The 14,320-nt window shown below is 74.7% G+C and carries 16 protein-coding genes; 10 read left to right on the top strand and 6 right to left on the bottom strand.

Translation table 11 applies throughout. The features are described 5' to 3' along the window. The first annotated feature begins 7 nt into the window (after nt 1-7). Nucleotides 8-175, top strand: a complete 168-nt coding sequence (locus tag CHF16_RS08570; protein WP_083946426.1) for a DUF3117 domain-containing protein — start codon at nt 8-10, stop codon at nt 173-175. Between the two features lie 102 nt (nt 176-277). Continuing rightward, nucleotides 278-1,747 (top strand): leucyl aminopeptidase, encoded by a 1,470-nt coding sequence (locus CHF16_RS08565; RefSeq protein WP_089325393.1) that lies wholly within the window; start codon nt 278-280, stop codon nt 1,745-1,747. 15 nt (nt 1,748-1,762) lie between these two features. On the opposite strand, the gene CHF16_RS08560 is transcribed toward CHF16_RS08565, so the two are convergent. Both CHF16_RS08560 and CHF16_RS08555 read right to left on the bottom strand, forming a co-directional pair. Beyond that, nucleotides 1,763-2,389: a hypothetical protein gene (locus tag CHF16_RS08560; RefSeq protein WP_089325392.1), complete on the bottom strand. Its 627-nt coding sequence runs from the start codon at nt 2,387-2,389 to the stop codon at nt 1,763-1,765. Nucleotides 2,390-2,481: 92 nt separating this feature from the next. After that, nucleotides 2,482-3,141: an O-methyltransferase gene (locus CHF16_RS08555; RefSeq protein WP_089325391.1), complete on the bottom strand. Its 660-nt coding sequence runs from the start codon at nt 3,139-3,141 to the stop codon at nt 2,482-2,484. A gap of 191 nt (nt 3,142-3,332) precedes the next feature. Here CHF16_RS08555 and sigE point away from each other — a divergent pair, with 191 nt between their 5' ends. From sigE to CHF16_RS08530, 5 genes are all read left to right on the top strand, one after another. Continuing rightward, nucleotides 3,333-4,064, top strand: coding sequence for an RNA polymerase sigma factor SigE (gene sigE / locus CHF16_RS08550; protein ID WP_245868293.1), 732 nt, complete (start codon nt 3,333-3,335; stop codon nt 4,062-4,064). A gap of 64 nt (nt 4,065-4,128) precedes the next feature. Next, nucleotides 4,129-4,776, top strand: coding sequence for an anti-sigma factor family protein (locus CHF16_RS41815; RefSeq protein WP_089325390.1), 648 nt, complete (start codon nt 4,129-4,131; stop codon nt 4,774-4,776). Next, nucleotides 4,773-5,897, top strand: coding sequence for a sigma-E factor regulatory protein RseB domain-containing protein (locus tag CHF16_RS08540; RefSeq protein ID WP_089325389.1), 1,125 nt, complete (start codon nt 4,773-4,775; stop codon nt 5,895-5,897). The genes CHF16_RS41815 and CHF16_RS08540 overlap by 4 nt, the downstream gene beginning before the upstream one ends. Before the next feature lie 102 nt (nt 5,898-5,999). Continuing rightward, nucleotides 6,000-7,736 (top strand): trypsin-like peptidase domain-containing protein, encoded by a 1,737-nt coding sequence (locus tag CHF16_RS08535; RefSeq protein ID WP_089325388.1) that lies wholly within the window; start codon nt 6,000-6,002, stop codon nt 7,734-7,736. Between the two features lie 104 nt (nt 7,737-7,840). Further along, complete coding sequence (locus CHF16_RS08530) at nt 7,841-8,197, top strand: sec-independent translocase (RefSeq protein ID WP_089325584.1); 357 nt, start codon at nt 7,841-7,843, stop codon at nt 8,195-8,197. Nucleotides 8,198-8,274: 77 nt separating this feature from the next. Here CHF16_RS08530 and CHF16_RS08525 read toward each other — a convergent pair whose 3' ends face one another. After that, nucleotides 8,275-9,414 carry an Mrp/NBP35 family ATP-binding protein gene (locus tag CHF16_RS08525; RefSeq protein WP_089325387.1) on the bottom strand — a complete coding sequence of 380 codons (1,140 nt, stop codon included), beginning with the start codon at nt 9,412-9,414 and terminating at the stop codon, nt 8,275-8,277. 110 nt (nt 9,415-9,524) lie between these two features. Between CHF16_RS08525 and CHF16_RS08520 the strand changes: the two genes are divergently transcribed. Then, nucleotides 9,525-9,980, top strand: a complete 456-nt coding sequence (locus CHF16_RS08520) for a MarR family winged helix-turn-helix transcriptional regulator (RefSeq protein ID WP_245868292.1) — start codon at nt 9,525-9,527, stop codon at nt 9,978-9,980. 4 nt (nt 9,981-9,984) lie between these two features. Here the strand turns inward: CHF16_RS08520 and CHF16_RS08515 are convergent, their stop codons facing one another. Both CHF16_RS08515 and CHF16_RS08510 read right to left on the bottom strand, forming a co-directional pair. Further along, entirely contained in the window at nt 9,985-10,479 is a 495-nt protein-coding gene (locus CHF16_RS08515) for a DUF1003 domain-containing protein (protein WP_089325385.1), read from the bottom strand. Next, complete coding sequence (locus CHF16_RS08510) at nt 10,479-11,780, bottom strand: magnesium transporter MgtE N-terminal domain-containing protein (RefSeq protein WP_089325384.1); 1,302 nt, start codon at nt 11,778-11,780, stop codon at nt 10,479-10,481. The genes CHF16_RS08515 and CHF16_RS08510 overlap by 1 nt, the downstream gene beginning before the upstream one ends. A gap of 123 nt (nt 11,781-11,903) precedes the next feature. On the opposite strand from CHF16_RS08510, the gene CHF16_RS08505 reads away from it, so the two are divergent. Continuing rightward, nucleotides 11,904-12,794 (top strand): RNA polymerase sigma-70 factor, encoded by an 891-nt coding sequence (locus CHF16_RS08505; protein ID WP_089325383.1) that lies wholly within the window; start codon nt 11,904-11,906, stop codon nt 12,792-12,794. Nucleotides 12,795-12,831: 37 nt separating this feature from the next. Here the strand turns inward: CHF16_RS08505 and CHF16_RS08500 are convergent, their stop codons facing one another. Then, nucleotides 12,832-13,332, bottom strand: a complete 501-nt coding sequence (locus CHF16_RS08500) for a hypothetical protein (protein ID WP_089325583.1) — start codon at nt 13,330-13,332, stop codon at nt 12,832-12,834. 39 nt (nt 13,333-13,371) lie between these two features. On the opposite strand from CHF16_RS08500, the gene CHF16_RS08495 reads away from it, so the two are divergent. Beyond that, complete coding sequence (locus tag CHF16_RS08495) at nt 13,372-14,310, top strand: HpcH/HpaI aldolase/citrate lyase family protein (RefSeq protein ID WP_179271441.1); 939 nt, start codon at nt 13,372-13,374, stop codon at nt 14,308-14,310. Nucleotides 14,311-14,320: the final 10 nt, after the last annotated feature.

The raw sequence follows: 14,320 nt of genomic DNA, 5'->3' as shown, positions 1-14,320 counted from the left end.
AGCACGCATGGCGGCGATGAAGCCGCGGACGGGAGACGGTCCGCTCGAAGTGACCAAGGAGGGACGCGGAATCGTCATGCGGGTCCCCCTCGAAGGCGGGGGCCGCCTCGTGGTCGAGCTCTCCGCCGACGAGGCCAAGGAGCTCGGCGAGGCGCTCAAGGGCGTCGTGGGCTGACGGCGCACCGCTCCCGGCCTTTCTGGTGACGGTCCCGGCGACGCCGCCGGGGCCCTTGCCATTTCCGCACGCGTTCGATCCAGACCAGGGGGGACCAGCACCATGCCCATCGAGACCCGCGTCCAGGGCGCCGGCGGCACCGTCTCGGGGACGGCGGCCGAACTGGACGCCGAGGTGGTGGCGGTCCCCGTCGCGAAGGGGCCCGCGGGGCCCGCGGCGCCCGCGGCGGAGGTCGCCGGGTCGCTGCCCTTCACGCTGGACGAGCTGCTCGCGCTGCACAGGGCCAAGGGCGAGCCCGGCGAGATCACCTCGACCCATGTCCGCGTCGGGGACCGGGTCCGCGAGCTGCTGCTGTACGGGGTGGGCGACGCGGCCCCGGCCGACCTGCGCAGGGCCGGCGCCGCGCTGGCCCGCCGCGGCAGGGGCCGGACGGCGCTCGTCGCCGGCGTCCCCGCCGGCGACCTCGCCGCGTTCGTCGAGGGCGCGCTGCTCGCCGGCTACGAGTTCAAGATCGGCGCGCCGCCCGCCCGGAAGGCGCTCGGCACCCTCGCCGTGCTGACCGAGGCCGGGCCGGAGGCCGGCGCCCCGGCGATCGAGCGCGGCACCGCGCGGGCGCGGGCCACCGCGCTGGCCCGCGACCTCGCCAACACCCCCTCCGCGGAGAAGGACCCGTCCTGGCTCGCGGCGCGGGCCGAGCGGGTCGCCGCCGAGGCGGGCCTGACCGTCCGGGTCCGCGGCGAGAAGGAGCTGGCCGAGGGCGGCTTCGGCGGGCTGCTGGCCGTCGGGTCGGGCTCCGCCCGCCCGCCCCGGCTGATCGAGCTGTCCTACCGGCCCGACGAGCCCGCCGACCGGCACGTCGTCCTCGTCGGCAAGGGCATCACGTTCGACAGCGGCGGCCTGTCGCTGAAGCCGAACGACGGCATGAAGACGATGAAGACCGACATGGCCGGCGGCGCCGCGGTCATCGGCGTGCTGAGCGCGCTGCGCGGCCTCGGCGTCCGGGCCCGCGTCACCGGCCTGGTCGCGGCGGCCGAGAACATGCCGTCCGGGTCGGCGATGCGCCCCGGCGACGTCATACGCCACTACGGCGGCAAGACCTCCGAGATGCTGAACGCCGACGCCGAGGGCCGGCTCGTCCTCGCCGACGCGCTCGCCTACGCCGCCGCCGAGCTGGCCCCCGACGCCGTCGTGGACATCGCCACGCTCACCGGCGCCGCGAAGGTCGCGCTCGGGCTGCGGCACGCGGCGCTGTTCGCGACCGACGACGACCTCGCCGCCGCCCTCACCCGGGCCGGGACGGCGGCGGGCGAGCCGGTGTGGCGGATGCCGCTGACGGCCGACCACCGCGCCGCGATCGACTCCGACATCGCCGACGTCGCCAACATCGGGCGCGGCGGCCACGGCGCCGGCGCCACCACCGCCGCGCTGTTCCTGCGCGAGTTCGCGGGCGACCGCCCCTGGGCCCACCTCGACATCGCCGGGCCCGGCCGCGCCACCGCCGACGACGCCGAGATCACCCGCGGCGCGACCGGCTACGGCGTCCGGCTGCTGCTCGACTGGCTGGCCGCCTGACCCGCGGCCGCCCGGTCACTTCGTCCGGCGGTCGACCACCGGGACGCGGCGCCGCCGCCGGGCCTCCTTGACGATCTCGGGGAGCGTCGCGTCCCAGCCCGCCTCCACCGGGAAGCACCACGGCACGGCCGCCGCCGTCGCCGGGACGTCCCGCATCGTCAGCGCGACCAGCCCCGGCCGCTCCGACGTGCGCGCCAGTTCCGCCAGCTCCGCCGTCGGCAGGAACACCACGTAGTCCTGCTCGCCGCGCCGGGTCCCCGGCACGCCCCGCCGCAGCGCTGCGATCGCGGCCACCTCGTCCCACGGCAGCGACCGCCCGGCCGAGCGCGGCAGCGGCCAGCGCGCCGGGCGCCGCACCGCGTCGCCGTCCAGCTCCAGCACCGGACGGCGCGCCAGCATCGCGCCCGCCGACACCAGCAGGCCCGCGCCGAACAGCGCGATCCCCGTCGCGCCGAGCACCATGAACGTGACGCTCGCCACGCCGGGACCCCGCACCGCGCCGCCCGTGACGAACGCCACGGACGCCGCGAACAGGATCCCGAACGCCACGAGCTGCCAGACCCCGCGCCACGTCACCCGGTTGCGCACCGAGAACAGCTCGCGCGTCTCGGCGGTCTCCACCGCCTGGTCGTCCGCGGCCATCGGCATGTCCTTTCAGAGGAGGCTCAGAGGAGGCCCAACCCGCCGTGCCATTCTCCGAGGGGCGCCCCCGGACCCGCAGTGGGGCCGACCGGTCAGCCGCGCTTCACCGCGCAGAGCAGCCCGTCGCCGACCGGGATCAGCAGGGGGACGAGGCGCTCGTCCTCGCGGATCATCCGGTGCACCTCGCGGATCGCCTCGGTGTCGGGGTCGCGGACGGCGGAGTCGGCGACCCGGTCGTGCCACAGCGCGTTGTCGAACGCGACCACGCCGCCGGGGCGCAGCAGGCGCAGCGCGTCCGTCAGGTACTCGGGGTACTCCCGCTTGTCGGCGTCGCAGAACACCATGTCGTAGGCGCCGTCGGTGAGCCGGGGCAGCACCTCCAGCGCCGGCCCGGTGATCATCCGGGTGCGGAAGCCGGACAGCCCCGCCTCGCGGTAGGCGATCTTCGCCAGCCGCTGGTGCTCGGGCTCGATGTCGACGCTGGTGAGCACCGCGTCCTTGGGCATCCCGCGCATCAGCCAGACGCCGGACACGCCGCAGCCGGAGCCGACCTCGACGACCGTCCGGGCGCCGAGCAGCGTCGCGATGAAGCGCAGCGCCGCGCCGCCGGCCGGGCCGATCGGCGCCGCGCCGACCTCCGCCCCGCGCCGCCGGGCGGCACGGAGCGGTTCGTCTTCGGGGAGGAAATCCTCCACGTAGGCCCGGGTGGCCTGAATGGCGTCGATGGCTGCCTCCTCGCGGGACCCCCGCATGCCTCATGCTGGAAAGACCATATCGTTGACAGGGAACCGACCGGAGTTTCCGCGCGTTGTAACGAGTGAAAGCAGAAGCACGCACTAAGTCACGAGCACTCAGCAGTGGTTCAGCAACCGCCCCAGCCCAGGCGAGACCGTGCCGTTCCAAGGCGAGACCTTGGCTCACGAGAGAGGAACAGCCCGGCACCATGGGAGTCGCAGCACTCAGTTTCAGAAGCGCTGTGGGGGTCGGCGCCAGGCAGGGGCTTGGGAACGCCGCTCGCACTCGAGAGAACGCCCCCGAGGCCGAGTGGGCGCCGCCGTCCTGGGACGAGGTCGTCCGCGAGCACTCGGCGCGCGTCTACCGGCTCGCCTACCGGCTGACCGGCAACCAGCACGACGCCGAGGACCTCACCCAGGAGGTCTTCGTCCGCGTGTTCCGGTCGCTGTCGAACTACACGCCCGGGACGTTCGAGGGCTGGCTGCACCGCATCACCACGAACCTGTTCCTCGACATGGCGCGGCGCCGCCAGCGCATCCGCTTCGAGGGGCTCGCCGACGACGCCGCCGAGCGGCTGCAGGGCCGTGAGCCCACGCCCGCGCAGGCGTTCGACGACACCAACTTCGACGCCGACGTCCAGGCCGCCCTCGACGCGCTGGCCCCCGAGTACCGTGCGGCCGTGGTGCTGTGCGACATCGAGGGGCTGTCCTACGAGGAGATCTCGGCCACGCTCGGCGTCAAGCTCGGGACCGTGCGCAGCCGCATCCACCGGGGGCGCGCGCAGCTGCGCGCCGCGCTGGAGCACCGCGCGCCGACGCGGCGCCGGCCCGGCACGCGGAACGACTACCAGGCGGCTGCCGAAGCGCGCACGGCCGCGGCCGACGCGGCGCCGGGGGGCGCGCACGCGGCGGCCGTCCAGCCGCTGCCGGACGGGGCGTAAAGCCGTACCCAACGCGCGCGGTGCGGGACCGCGCGCCTGATCGAACGGAATCGACGGAGGCGGCGTGAGTTGTCTGGGGGAGCGTCTGACCGCTCTGGTCGACGAGGAGCTGGGGCATGAGGAGCGCGACCGCGTCCTGTCCCACCTCGCGGGATGCGCCCAGTGCCGGGACGAGGTCGCCGAGCTGCGCAAGGTCAAGCGGCGGCTGCGCGGCCTGTCCGCCGGCCCCGCGGCGGACGGCGCCGACGCCCTGCCGACCCCCGACTTCCTGAACCGGCTGCGCGCCATGCCGGCGTCCGCCGGGCCGCCCGCGCCCGCCGGTCCAGCGCAGGCCCCGCCGCCCGAGGCGCCCGCGCCGCCGGAGCGGCCCGCCGCGCAGGCGCCGCCCGCGCGTCCCGCCCGGCCGCTGCGCTCACCCGCCCGCCCGTCGCGGACATCCCCCGCGGGGCGCCCGCGCGACACCCGCCCGCCCGGCCGCGCCGCCGCCGTCCAGGTCCACCCGCGGCGCCGCTACCTGGTCGTCGGCGCCGCCACGCTCTTCCTCGGCCTGGGCACCGCCTCCTACGTCGCCGGAGGCGAGCAGGACCAGCCCTCCGTCACGCCCGCGTTCGACCGGTTCGCCGTCGAGCACGCGCTGACCTCCGGCGACGCGCCGATGACCGACCCGCTCACCGACCCGGTCTACCAGGTCCAGGTCTCCCCGGGGCCGTGACCGCGCCGGCCGCGACCCGCACGGGGGGCGGCACGGGGCGGGGCAGGCGCTGCGCCGCCCTGGCCGGCGGCCTCGCGGGGGCGCTCGCCCTCGCGGTGCTGCTGACGGGCGACCCGGCCGCCGCGCGCCGCGTCCGCAGCGACCCCGGCGCCGTGGGGCTGCTGCGCGCCGCCGCCGACGCCGCGCAGCGCGTCCCCTACGAGGGCAGCCGCTTCCTCACCACGTGGAGCCGCAGCCGGTCCGCCACGTCCCGCGCCACCGTCGCGCACCGGCCCGGCGAGGGCATCCGGTACCGGTCCGCGGACGGCGGCGGGACCGGCCACCGGCCCGAGTCCGCCGCCGGTGCCAGCACCGGCTTCACCCCGGAGACCCTCGCGCTGCTCACCCGCAACTACTCGGTGGTGCGCGCGGCCGACGGCGTGGTCTGCGGCCGCCGGGCCCGCGTCGTCGAGGCCCGCCGCCCGGACGGCAGCCCGGCCGGGCGCTTCTGGCTCGACCGCGAGACCGGGCTGATGCTGCACCGCGAGCTGATCGACGCGACCGGGCGCCCGGTGGTCGTCACCGGGTTCACCGAGATCAGCTTCACGACGCCGCCGCCGGAGCCGCCCGTGCGGGTGACGCCCCGCGGCGGGCTGCTGCGCTTCCCCGGATCGAGCGCGGACGACGCCGCAGACGCCGACGGCGCGTGGGGCGAGCGCCTCGACGCCACCGGGATCGCCTGGCTGCGCGACCGCGGCTGGCCCGTCCCCAGCGACCTGCCCGGCCGCCTCACGCTCTTCGACGTGCGCCGCGAGAAGGACGGCGGCTCCGTCCACCTCAGCTACTCCGACGGCCTCGCCGCCGTCTCGGTGTTCGTGCAGCGCGGCGCGCTGGACGAGGCGGGGATGTCGGGCTGGCAGAAGACCGTCCGCCGCGGCCGGACCGTGTACCGTCGCGAATCGCTGCGGCGCTGGGCCGTGTCCGCCGGGAAGGGGTACGTCTTCACCGTCCTCACCGACGCGCCGCAGAGCACGGCCGACGCCGTCGCGGTCAACATGCCGCGCGGCGGCCCCGACACGCTCTGGAAGCGGCTGTCCAGGGGCACCAGGCGCCTGGTGTCGGCGGCGAATCCGTTCGACTGACCCGGGATGAGCGCGTTACTGATAGGTCTTATGCTCGCCACATGCCTTTCGGGGCAGCATGAGCACGGATGACGAGGACCATGCTCGGTAGGAGAGATGGGGATGACGGAAGACAACCGCGGGCCGGTCAGGGCGGCGGCGGAGGACGACGAGGTCGCCTCCGCCCGGGAGCCTGAGCGGCGGGAGGCGGCGGCTCCTCCCGAGACGGTGACCGACCGGGAGATCCCCCTGGAGCCGCCGGCGGACGACGCCGAGCCGGCCGACGACCCGGAGCCCCGCGAGCCCGGCACCGAGGGCGACCGGCTGGTGGCCGGGGGGTTCGCGCCGCCCGACTCGCTCGGCGCCCCGGCGGACACCAACGAGGACGTGCTCTCCCGCGGCGGTGCCGGCATGGCGCCGCAGGAGGTGCCGCTGCAGGACGTCCCGCCGCGGGACATGCCGCAGCCCCCGCCGCCCGTCGCGCTCGACAAGGCCCCCGTGGAGGACGACCGGCCGCGGCCCGGGTTCGTCCCGCACAACCAGGACCCGCACGCCGCGCAGGGCGGCCCCTACGGCGGCTGGCCGCAGCAGTCCCACCAGGGCCCGCCGCCCGCGGACGGGAGGCCGCCGCTCGCGCCGCCGCCCGCGCCGATGGGCCCGCCGCCCGGCGGGCCCGGCCCCCGCCCGATGTCGGGCTATGGGATGCCGCCCGGCGGCACCGGCCCCAACTGGGCGCCCGTGCCCGCGATGCCGCCGTCCGCGCGCGGCGGCCCGGGCCTCGGGCTGCTCGCCGTCGTCGCGCTGATCGTCGCGCTCGTGGCGGGCGCGCTCGGCGCCGGGATCGGCGTCATCGCCACCAACGACGACGACGGCGCGGTGAGCCTCGGCGGCAGCAGCAGCAGCGACGGCAAGGTCCAGGCCCGCCCGCCGGACTCCGTCGCCGGCGTCGCGCAGCGGGTGCTGCCGAGCGTCGTGATGATCCGGGTGCGGTCCGCGCAGGGCGAGGTCGGCGGCACCGGCTTCATCGTCAACGGCGGCTACGTCGTCACCAACAACCACGTCGTCTCCGGCGCGGGCGGCGGGCAGATCCAGGTCGTGTTCAACGACAAGAAGACGCTGCCCGCGACCGTCAAGGGCGCCGACCCGGGCTCGGACGTCGCGGTGATCAAGCCGGAGGGTCGGCACTCGCTGCCGCCGCTGCCGCTCGGCGACTCCAGCAAGATCGCCGTCGGCGACCCGGTGATCGCGATCGGCTCGCCGCTCGGCCTGCAGGGCTCGGTCACCACCGGCATCGTCAGCTCGCTGAACCGGGCCGTGCCCACCCAGGGCGAGGGCGGCGGCGACGCGTCCTACCTGAACGCCATCCAGACCGACGCGGCGATCAACCCCGGCAACTCGGGCGGCCCGCTGGTGGACGCGAAGGGCCGCGTGATCGGCATCAACACCGCCATCGCGACGGTCGGCGGCCAGTCGCTCGGCGGGGAGCAGAGCGGCAGCATCGGCCTCGGCTTCGCGATCCCGATCAACCAGGGCAAGCGGATCGCCGAGGAGATCATCCGCAGCGGCACCGTCCGGCAGGCCAAGCTCGGCGTCTTCCCCGACCCGCGCTACCAGGACGGCGGCGCCCGGATCCTGACCCAGCAGGTCAACGGACAGGACCCGGTCATCAAGGGCGGCCCGGCCGACAAGGCGGGCCTCAAGCCCGGCGACGTCATCACCAAGGTCGACGGCCGCCCGATCGAGGACGCCACCGACCTGATCGCGCAGATCCGCAGCCGGGCCCCCGGCGACCGGATCACCGTCACCTACGAGCGCGGCGGCAAGGAGGCCACCGCGCAGGTGACCCTCGGCGCCGACTAGCGGCGCGTCGGCCGGCTGAGGCGGAGGTCCGCTTCGTCCGGTCTCGGGATACGCTGATGGGGCCGGTCCGGGCGGACCGGCCCCTGACGGTTGTGGAGGACGGGTTGTTCGACGTCGGACTCGGTGAGATGGCGGTGCTCGTCGTCCTCGCCCTGGTCATCTTCGGGGACAAGCTGCCGCAGGTCGCCGGGCAGGCGGGCCGCATGCTGCGGCAGTTCCGGCAGATGGCCGACAGCGCCAAGGCCGACCTGCAGGAGGGGCTCGGGCCGGAGTTCAAGGACTTCGACATCAACGACCTGAACCCGAAGACGTTCGTCCGCAAGCACCTGTTCGAGGACGAGGACACCACGACCCCGACCGCCAACGGCACGGGCCTGTTCGACGACACCCCGCTCCCGTCCAAGCCGGCCGGCCCCCTCCCGGCGGGCGAGCGTCCGCCATTCGACTCGGAAGCGACCTGAGCGAACGCATGAGAAGGCCCCACCGGACGTCCGGTGGGGCCTTCTCATGCTAGTGATCCAGGGGCGAGCTCCCGGGCCTACCTGCCCTTGGGGCTGATGCCCAGGGACATGCCGGCGAGGCCGCGGCTGCGGCCGGCGAGCTTGTCGGCGATCGTGCGCAGCTCCTTGGCGGCGCCCGCGTCCGGGTCGGACAGGACGAGCGGGGTGCCGTTGTCGCCGCCCTCGCGCAGGCGCGGGTCGATCTGCACCTGGCCGAGCAGCGGGACGCGGGTCCCGAGGGTCTGGGTCAGGGCGTCCGCGACCGTCTGGCCGCCGCCCTCGCCGAAGATGTGCTGCTGCTCGCCGCAGTGCGGGCACGCCAGGTAGGACATGTTCTCGATCACGCCGACGACCTGCTGGTGCGTCTGCGCGGCGATCGCGCCGGCCCGCTCGGCCACCTCGGCGGCGGCCTGCTGCGGGGTGGTGACGACGAGGATCTCCGCGGACGGCAGCAACTGCGCGACGGAGATCGCGATGTCGCCGGTGCCGGGCGGCAGGTCCATCAGCAGGATGTCGAGGTCGCCCCAGTAGACGTCCGCGAGGAACTGCTGGAGCGCGCGGTGCAGCATCGGCCCGCGCCACACGACCGGCTGGTTCCCGGCGGTGAACATGCCGACCGAGATCACCTTCACGTCGTGCGCGGACGGCGGCATGATCATGTCTTCGACCTTGGTGGGCGGGGTGTCCACGCCCAGCATCCGCGGCACCGAGTGGCCGTAGATGTCGGCGTCCACCACCCCGACCTTGCGGCCCTGCGCGGCCAGCGCGGCGGCGAGGTTCACCGTCACCGACGACTTGCCGACGCCGCCCTTGCCGCTCGCGACCGCGTACACCTTGGTCAGCGAGTTCGGCTTGGCGAAGGGGATCTCCTTGGCGGGCTGCCCGCCGCGCAGCTTGGTCTGCAGCGCCTTGCGCTGCTCCTCGCTCATCACGTCCAGCTCGACCTGGACCGAGGTGACCCCGTCGAGACGGGAGACGGCCTCCGTGACGCGCTTGCTGATGGTGTCCCTCATCGGACATCCGGCCACGGTCAGGTAGACGCCGACGCGGACGGTGCCGTCCGCCTCGATGTCGACGCTCTTGACCATGTCGAGCTCGGTGATGGGCTTGTGGATCTCAGGATCGTTCACCGTGGCGAGAGCCTCGGTCACCCGCTCGGTCGTCAACTGGGAGGCCATGCGTCCATGGTATGAACCCGGGGGCCCGATCCGTTAATCAGGGTGTCCGTCCTCACACACCGGGTGCGTCTCCATCGCGTGCGGGCCCCGCCAGCCGTAACATCGGTGCGGTGACCACCGGTACCCTCCCGGCCGCCGAGCCGGCCGTCTGGCGGACCATGCTGCGGGCCCAGGCGCGGATCTCCCGCCGCCTCCAGGCCGACCTGCTGGCCCGCCACGGCCTCGCCCTCGCCGCCTACGACGTGCTGATGCACCTCGGCGAGGCGCCGGACGGGCGGCTGCGGATGAACGACCTCGCCGACCGGGTCCTGCTGTCGCGCAGCGGCCTGACCCGGCTGGTCGACCGGATGCAGCGCGACGGGCTGGTGGCGCGGCAGTCCTGCGCCGACGACGCCCGCGGCCTGTTCGCCGTCCTCACCGCCGCCGGCCGGGACCGGCTCGCCGAGGCCACCCCCACCTACCGGCAGGGCGTCCGCGACTACCTGCTCAGCCGGCTGGACGAGCCCGACCTGCGCACCCTGGAGCACATCCTCGGCAAGCTCGCCGACGAGCCCGTTCCCGCCTGAGCGGCTAGCGGACGTTCTCCCCGGCGTCCATCTCCTTCAGCATCTGCTGGAGCTCCGAGCGCAGGAAGTCCCGGGTGACGACCTCGTTCAGCGCGACCCGCAGCCCGGCGATCTCCCGCGTCAGGTACTCGGTGTCGGCGATGGCGCGGTCGCCGCGGGCCCGGTCCTGCTCGTACTGGACGCGGTCCCGGTCGTCCTGCCGGTTCTGCGCGAGCAGGATCAGCGGCGCCGCGTAGGACGCCTGCAGCGACAGCATCAGCGTCAGGAAGATGAACGGGTACGGGTCGAACTTCAGCGCGGCCGGCGCGAGCAGGTTCCAGACGATCCACACGGTGACGAAGACCGTCATGTAGACGATGAACCGGGCGGTCCCGAGGAACCGCGCGATCCGCTCCGACAGCCGCCCGAACGACTCGGGGTCGTAGTGGATCCGCGGCAGCAGGGTGCGGCGGACCTCCCGCGGCTGGTCCAGGCGCCCGGTCATCGGCCGTGTCGTCATCATGTGGTCCCCCGGAGAGCCTCTTCCTCGGGATCCGCGGCGCCCTCGGCGGCGGCGTCCATCGCGGCCCGCTCCCGCCAGTCGTCGGGCAGCAGATGGTCGAGGACATCGTCGATCGTCACCGCGCCGAGCAGGTGGCCGTCCTCGTCCACGACGGCGCCGGCGACGAGGTTGTAGGTGGCCAGGAACGCCGCGACGGCCTCCAGCGTCATGGTGGGCCGCAGCGGGTCCAGCTCGGTGTCCACGATGCCGCTGACCAGCGTCGGCGGCGGTTCGCGCAGCAGCTTCTGGAAGTGCACGGTGCCGAGGTACTGGCCGGTCGGCGTCGCGGTCGGCGCCCGGCACACGTACACCTGCGCGGCCAGCGCCGGGTTCAGGTCGGGGCGGCGGATCAGCGCGAGCGCCTCGGCGACCGTCGCGCCCGGTGCGACGATCACCGGGTCGCTGGTCATCAGCCCGCCGGCCGACTCGTCGGGGTAGGTGAGCAGCCGCCGCACCGGCGCCGCGTCCTGCGGCTCCATCAGGGCCAGCAGCCGCTCGCGCTGCTCGGCGGGCAGCTCGCCGAGCAGGTCCGCCGCGTCGTCGGGCCCCATCGCCTCCAGCACGTCCGCGGCCCGCTCCACGCCGAGCGTGCCCAGGATCTCGACCTGGTCGTCCTCGGGCAGCTCCTCCAGGACGTCGGCGAGCCGCTCGTCGGCCAGCGCGACCGCGACCTCCGCGCGCCGCTTCGGCGTCAGCTCGTGCACGATGCCGGCGAGGTCGGCGGGCTTCATCCGCTCGAACGCGGCGATCAGCCCGGCGGCGCCCTGGCCGTACTCGACCGCGGAGAACCCCTCCACGGCGTCCCAGTCGACGACCAGGCTCTCCCCGCGCTTGCGCAGGCCGCGGCCGGTGCGGCGGACGACGGCGACCTTGGTGACCAGCCAGTCGCGGGTGCGGGTGGGCTCCATCGCCACGTCCGCCACGGAGACCGGCTCGCCGGAGTCGCGGAACCGGACGGTGCGGTCCAGCATCTCGGCGATGACGAGCGTCTCCGACTCGCGCTTCTGGAAGCGGCGCACGTTCAGCCGCCCGTCGAAGATGATCGCGTCCGCCTCGATCATCGTCACCCGGGTGACCGGCAGGAACACCGGCCGCCGCGGCGCGACCTCCACCACCAGCCCGAGGACCCGCGGCGGCCGCGGCGCCAGGCGCAGCGCGACGACCACATCGCGGACCCGTCCGACCTGGTCCCCGGCGGGGTCGAACACCGCGATGCCCGCGAGCCGGGCGATGAACACCCGCGTCGGAGCTGCGCTCATGGGCAGGACACTACCCATGATCCCCCGGTCGATCCGGACCCGGCACGCACACCGGACGCTTCCGGCGAGGAGTGTCACATCCCGGGCACTCGCCCCGTCGTCACGGGCGTGAAAGAGTTGCCGATGATGAACGACGCCTTCGAGGAGCACCGCAACCTGCTGTTCGCGGTGGCGTACCGGATGCTCGGCACGGCCGCGGACGCCGAGGACGCCGTGCAGGACGCCTGGCTGCGCTGGTCCGCGGCGGACCGGTCCGGCGTGGCCGACCCGAAGGCGTACCTCGTCCGGATCACCACCAACGTGGCGCTGGACCGGCTCCGCTCCGCGCAGGCCCGCCGCGAGACCTACGTCGGGCCGTGGCTGCCGGAGCCGATGCTGACGTCCCCGGACGTCGCCGAGGACGCCGAGATGGCCGAGTCGGTGTCGATGGCGATGCTGGTCGTGCTGGAGACGCTGAGCCCCCTGGAACGGGCCGTCTTCGTCCTCAAGGAGGTCTTCGGCTACCCGTACGCGGAGATCGCGCGGGCGCTGGACCGGTCGGAGGCGTCCGTGCGGCAGCTCGGCACCCGCGCCCGCAAGCACGTGGAGGCCCGGCGGCCGCGCTTCGAGGCCCGCGGCGCCGACCGGCGCGCCGTGACCGAGCGGTTCTTCGACGCGGTGGTCGGCGGCGACATCAACCGGTTCATGGAGGCCCTCGCCCCCGACGTCGCGCTGTGGTCGGACGGCGGCGGCAAGGTCCGCGCACCGCGCCGGGTGATCCTGGGCGCCGACAAGGTGGGCCGCTTCTTCGCCGGCGTCACCGGGCATAGCTACCAGGGCATCGAGCCGGAGGACATGCGGTTCGAGCGGGTCGACCTCAACGGCGAGCCCGCCATCGTGGTGTCCGGGCCGTCCGGTCCGATCAGCGCGTTCACCGCCGCCGTCGGCGGCGACGGCCGGATCAAGGCCATCCACCTGGTCGCCAACCCCGACAAGCTGCGCGCCCTCGCGGAGGGCCGCCGCCTGCCGATGTGAGCTCGACCGCGCCGCCGGGCCGGGGCGCCCCGGCGGGCTAGCGGTCGGCGCGCCGGCGCTTGCCGCCGAACATGCGCGGCGGCGTCCCGGCGGTCGTCGCCGGGGTCGGCACCGGCCGGACGGCCGCGTACCCGTCCGAGGCCGTCTCGACCTCCTCCACCGGGGTCAGCCGGACGATCCACGACTCGGCCGCCCACGTCTCCACCTGGCCCTCGTGCGTGCGGGCGTTCAGGCGCTCCTTGGCGAGGACCGGCGTCACGGCGTCCCACAGCTCGGTGCCGGGCTCGACGACCTCGGCGTCCGCGGTGAAGGAGACCAGCCGGCCGCCCTTGTCCTTGCTGCGCAGGACGACCGTGACCCGGTCGGCCTCCGGCAGGCCCGGCAGCGGCTGCTCGCCCTCCCCGCCGGTCAGCACGTAGGCGGAGCCGTCGTGCCACACGTGCCAGGCGGCCCGCGGCTGCGGCAGGCCGGGCAGGTCCAGCCACAGCAGCCCGGACTTCTTGGCCGCCTCCTCCACCAGCGCCCTGTTCAGACCCATGCCGGAAGGGTCTCACACCCGCTGGATAGCATCCCGGCCATGCGCTCACGACGTACCACGCTCGCCGTCCCGGGCAGCAACCCCCGCTTCATCGAGAAGGCGCAGGGCCTGCCCGCCGACGAGATCTTCCTCGATCTGGAGGACGCCGTCGCGCCGTCCGCGAAGGAGGGCGCCCGCTCGACCGTCGTCGCCGCGCTCGCCGAGGGCGACTGGTCCGGCAAGACCCGGGTGGTGCGCGTCAACGACCTCGACACCCCGTGGGCCTACCGGGACGTGATCGAGGTCGTCGAGGGCGCCGGCTCCCACCTGGACGCGATCATGCTGCCGAAGGTGTCGGACGCGACGCACGTCCAGTGGCTCGACCGGCTGCTCACCCAGATCGAGCGGGCGACGGGCCTGCCGGAGGGCGGCATCGGCATCGAGGCGCAGATCGAGGACGCCCGCGGCCTGACGCACATCGACGCGATCGCCGCGTCCTCGCCGCGGCTGGAGACGCTCGTCCTCGGGCCCGGCGACCTCATGGCGTCCCTCAACATGAAGACGCTCGTCGTGGGGGAGCAGCCGCCCGGCTACACCGAGGGCGACGCCTACCACCACATCCTCATGCGGATCCTGATCGCCGCCCGCGCCCACGACCTCCAGGCCATCGACGGGCCGTACTTCAACGTCCGCGACGTGGAGGCGTTCACGCGGGTCGCGCGGCGCTCGGCGGCGCTCGGCTTCGACGGCAAGTGGGTGCTGCACCCGTCCCAGATCGAGACCGGCAACGAGGTCTTCTCCCCGACGCAGGACGACTACGACCGCGCCGAGCTGATCCTCGACGCCTACGACCACGCGCTGCGGGAGGGCCGGGGCGCCGCCCGGCTCGGCGACGAGATGATCGACGAGGCGTCCCGGAAGATGGCGCTCGTCATCGCCGCCAAGGGCCGCGCGGCCGGGCTGGCCAGGACGAAGCGCTTCGACCCCGCCGGGAACTGAGGCCCCGTAC

Source organism: Actinomadura meyerae (assembly GCF_900188445.1).
GTDB classification, from domain to species: Bacteria; Actinomycetota; Actinomycetes; order Streptosporangiales; family Streptosporangiaceae; genus Spirillospora; species Spirillospora meyerae.
This window is presented reverse-complemented; position numbering and strand designations above follow the sequence as displayed.

Coding starts and splice junctions, on each gene's coding strand:
- CHF16_RS08525 (WP_089325387.1), bottom strand. CDS start 9,414: ATGGCCTCCCAGTTGACGACCGAGCGGGTGACCGAGGCTCTCGCCACG.
- CHF16_RS08500 (WP_089325583.1), bottom strand. CDS start 13,332: ATGGGTCTGAACAGGGCGCTGGTGGAGGAGGCGGCCAAGAAGTCCGGG.
- CHF16_RS08555 (WP_089325391.1), bottom strand. CDS start 3,141: ATGCGGGGGTCCCGCGAGGAGGCAGCCATCGACGCCATTCAGGCCACC.
- CHF16_RS08515 (WP_089325385.1), bottom strand. CDS start 10,479: ATGACGACACGGCCGATGACCGGGCGCCTGGACCAGCCGCGGGAGGTC.
- CHF16_RS08510 (WP_089325384.1), bottom strand. CDS start 11,780: ATGAGCGCAGCTCCGACGCGGGTGTTCATCGCCCGGCTCGCGGGCATC.
- CHF16_RS08565 (WP_089325393.1), top strand. CDS start 278: ATGCCCATCGAGACCCGCGTCCAGGGCGCCGGCGGCACCGTCTCGGGG.
- CHF16_RS08560 (WP_089325392.1), bottom strand. CDS start 2,389: ATGGCCGCGGACGACCAGGCGGTGGAGACCGCCGAGACGCGCGAGCTG.
- CHF16_RS08505 (WP_089325383.1), top strand. CDS start 11,904: ATGATGAACGACGCCTTCGAGGAGCACCGCAACCTGCTGTTCGCGGTG.
- sigE (WP_245868293.1), top strand. CDS start 3,333: ATGGGAGTCGCAGCACTCAGTTTCAGAAGCGCTGTGGGGGTCGGCGCC.
- CHF16_RS08570 (WP_083946426.1), top strand. CDS start 8: ATGGCGGCGATGAAGCCGCGGACGGGAGACGGTCCGCTCGAAGTGACC.
- CHF16_RS08495 (WP_179271441.1), top strand. CDS start 13,372: ATGCGCTCACGACGTACCACGCTCGCCGTCCCGGGCAGCAACCCCCGC.
- CHF16_RS08535 (WP_089325388.1), top strand. CDS start 6,000: ATGACGGAAGACAACCGCGGGCCGGTCAGGGCGGCGGCGGAGGACGAC.